The organism is Microbacterium sp. (assembly GCF_039812165.1).
GTDB lineage: Bacteria > Actinomycetota > Actinomycetes > Actinomycetales > Microbacteriaceae > Microbacterium.
Window position 1 is genome coordinate 1 of sequence record NZ_JBDIAB010000258.1, and the last position, 3,572, is coordinate 3,572.

Consider the following 3,572-nt stretch of genomic DNA (forward strand, 5'->3'; position numbering starts at 1 on the left):
GCGTTTGTCGGCAAGGCCGCGTGCGCGGCGGGCCCAGGGCACGACGCGCCGGTGCTCGTCGGGCTCGCCGGCGCCGGGCGCCGTGCCGGGCGCGCCGGCTATGCCGTCCACCACGGCGACGAGCGCGTCGGCGAGGTCACGAGCGGCGCGCTCAGCCCGACTCTCGGGCATCCGATCGCCATGGCGTACGTCTCACCGGGACTCGACGCCCCGGGCACCGAGCTGACCATCGACGTGCGGGGCACACGCGTCCCCGCGACCGTCACGACCCTGCCTTTCTACCGGAGGACGACATGACCGACCTGAACACCCTCGCCTACACCGCCGACCACGAGTGGGTCGACTTCGACGCCGCGACGGGCGTGGCCACCGTCGGCATCACCGACTACGCCGCCGACAAGCTCGGCGACGTCGTGTTCGCCGAGCTCCCCGAGGTCGGCACCGCCGTGGCCGCGGGCGACATCTGCGGCGAGATCGAGTCGACCAAGTCGGTCGGCGAGATCTACGCGCCGCTGTCGGGCACCGTCGAGGCGGTCAACGACGAGGCCGTCGAGGACCCGTCGCTCGTGAGCGGCGCGCCGTTCGCCGAGGGCTGGCTCGTGCGGATCCGGGTCGACGACCCGGCCGCCGTCGACGCGCTCCTCGACCGGGCCGCGTACGTCGCGCTCACCGGCGGCGCGGAGTGACCGGCGCGGGCGGATACGGCGAGTTCGCGCGGCGGCACATCGGGACGGATGCCGCGGCGCAGCGGCGCATGCTCGACGTGCTCGGCTACGACAGCGTCGACGCGCTCGTGAGCCGCGCGGTCCCGGCATCCATCCACGCCGCACCGGTCACGGAGAGCACGATCCCCGACGCCGCCACCGAGGCGGAGGCGCTCGCCGAGCTCCGCGCCCTCGCGGCGCAGAACCGGCCCGCGCGCGCGATGATCGGGCTCGGCTACCACGACACGTTCACGCCGTCGGTGATCGCGCGCAACGTGCTCGAGAACCCGTCCTGGTACACCGCGTACACGCCGTACCAGCCCGAGATCTCGCAGGGCCGCCTGGAGGCGCTCCTGAACTTCCAGACCATGGTCACCGACCTCACCGGACTGCAGACGGCGGGCGCCTCGATGCTCGACGAGTCCACCGCGGTCGTCGAGGGCATGCTGCTGGCGCGCCGCGCGTCGAAGTCGCGGTCGGACGTGTTCCTCGTCGACGCCGACGCGCTGCCGCAGACCAAGGCCCTGCTGGCGCATCGCGCCGAGGCCCTCGGCATCCGCCTGCACGAGACCGCCTACGACCAGTCACCGCCGCCCGAGGACCTCGACGTCTTCGGCGCGTTCGTGCAGTACCCCGGCGCGTCGGGACGGGTATGGGACCCGAGCGAGGTCATCGGCGCGGTGCAGGCGCAGGGCGGCCTCGCGGTCGTCGGCGCCGACCTCCTCGCGCTGACCCTCCTGCGCTCGCCGGGCTCGCTCGGCGCCGACGTCGCGGTCGGCACGACGCAGCGCTTCGGCGTGCCCCTCGGCTTCGGCGGACCGCACGCCGGCTACCTCGCCGTGCGCGCCGGCCTCGAGCGGCAGCTCCCCGGCCGGCTCGTCGGCGTCTCGCGCGACGCCGACGGACGGCCCGCGTACCGGCTCGCACTGCAGACGCGCGAGCAGCACATCCGCCGTGAGAAGGCGACCTCCAACATCTGCACGGCGCAGGTGCTGCTGGCCGTCATGGCCGCGATGTACGCCGTCTACCACGGGCCCGAGGGGCTCCGCGCGATCGCGCAGCGCGTGCATGCCGCCACCGGCATGCTCGCCCGCTCGCTCCGTGAGCGCGGGGTGACGGTGCTCACCGAGCGGTTCTTCGACACGGTCCAGGTGCGGGTGGCGGATGCCGCAGCCGTCGTCACGGCGGCGCGGGAGCGCGGCATCCTGCTGCGCCACGTCGACGAGTCGACCGTCGGGATCAGCTTCGACGAGGTCAGCGCCGCGGACCCGGGCACGCTGGCAGCGCTCGTCGAGGTCATCTCGGGCGGCGACGCGGCCGACGAGGCGCCCGATCCGGAGCACCGCGGCTTCCCCGAGAACCTGCGGCGCGAGGACGAGTACCTCACGCACGAGGTCTTCCACGCGCATCGCTCCGAGACCGCGATGATGCGCTACCTCAAGGAGCTCGCCGACCGCGACTACGCCCTCGACCGCGGCATGATCCCGCTCGGCTCGTGCACCATGAAGCTCAACGCGGCGACGGAGCTCGCCGCGGTGTCGTGGCCCGAGTTCGCGAACCTGCACCCGTTCGCGCCCGCGGAGGACGTCGCCGGCTCCCTCGCCCTCGTCGACCTCCTGGAGGGGTGGCTCGCCGAGCTCACCGGGTACGACGCGGTGTCGCTGCAGCCCAACGCGGGCTCGCAGGGCGAGCTGGCCGGGCTCCTCGCCATCCGCGGCTACCACCGCTCGCGCGGCGACGACGGGCGCACCGTGTGCCTCATCCCGTCGTCCGCGCACGGCACGAACGCGGCATCCGCCGTCCTGGCCGGCATGCGGGTCGTCGTCGTCGCGTGCGACGCCGCCGGCAACGTCGACCTCGACGACCTCCGTGCGAAGATCGAGGCGCACGCCGGCGAGCTCGCGGCGCTCATGATCACCTACCCGTCCACGCACGGCGTGTACGAGCAGGAGGTCCTGGAGATCACCCGCGCGGTGCACGACGCCGGCGGGCAGGTGTACGTCGACGGCGCGAACCTCAACGCCCTGCTGGGCTTCGCGCGCTTCGGCGACCTCGGCGGCGACGTGTCGCACCTCAACCTGCACAAGACGTTCGCGATCCCGCACGGCGGGGGCGGACCCGGCGTCGGCCCCGTCGCGGCGAAGGCGCACCTCGCGCCGTTCCTGCCGTCGCACCCGCTCGCGCAGCGCGCCGAGCACGCCGGCGGCTTCGTGTTCGCGGGCGGTCCGGTCTCGGCGGCGCCGTACGGATCGGCATCCATCCTGCCCATCTCGTGGGCGTACGTGCGCATGATGGGCGCGGCGGGGCTGCGGGATGCCACCGGAGCCGCCGTGCTCGCGGCCAACTACGTCGCCGCGCGCCTGCGCGACCACTATCCGGTGCTGTACGCGGGCGAGGACGGGCTCGTCGCGCACGAATGCATCCTCGACCTGCGGCCGCTGCGCGAGGCCACCGGGATCACCGTGGACGACGTCGCCAAGCGGCTCGTCGACTACGGCTTCCACGCGCCGACGATGTCGTTCCCGGTGGCCGGCACGCTCATGGTCGAGCCGACCGAGTCGGAGGACGTCGACGAGCTCGACCGGTTCGTCGAGGCCATGGTCGCGATCCACGCCGAGGCGCATCGCGTCGCGGCGGGGGAGTGGCCCGCTGACGACAACCCCCTCGTGAACGCGCCGCACACGGCCGAGGCGGCGGTGTCGGATGCCTGGGACCACGCCTACCCGCGCGAGACCGCGGTCTACCCGGTGCGCTCGCTCGTGCGCGGAAAGTACTGGCCGCCGGTGCGCCGCGTCGACAACGCCCACGGCGACCGCAACCTCGTGTGCGCGTGCCCGCCCCCGGAGGCCTTCGCCTAGCCCCGCCGGC

Annotated in this window: 3 protein-coding genes; all 3 read left to right on the forward strand. The window is 73.9% G+C overall.

Annotated features, from left to right (window positions below):
• Positions 1–297, forward strand: a 297-nt coding sequence (locus WML84_RS13870) for a glycine cleavage T C-terminal barrel domain-containing protein (RefSeq protein WP_347346725.1), incomplete at its 5' end; no start/stop codon positions are given.
• On the forward strand, positions 294–686 hold the full coding sequence (gene gcvH / locus WML84_RS13875) for a glycine cleavage system protein GcvH (RefSeq protein WP_347346726.1): 393 nt from the start codon (positions 294–296) through the stop codon (positions 684–686). The genes WML84_RS13870 and gcvH, both read left to right, overlap by 4 nt.
• On the forward strand, positions 683–3,562 hold the full coding sequence (gene gcvP / locus WML84_RS13880; RefSeq protein ID WP_347346727.1) for an aminomethyl-transferring glycine dehydrogenase: 2,880 nt from the start codon (positions 683–685) through the stop codon (positions 3,560–3,562). Before gcvH ends, gcvP begins: the two co-directional genes overlap by 4 nt.
• The last annotated feature ends 10 nt before the right edge of the window (positions 3,563–3,572 follow it).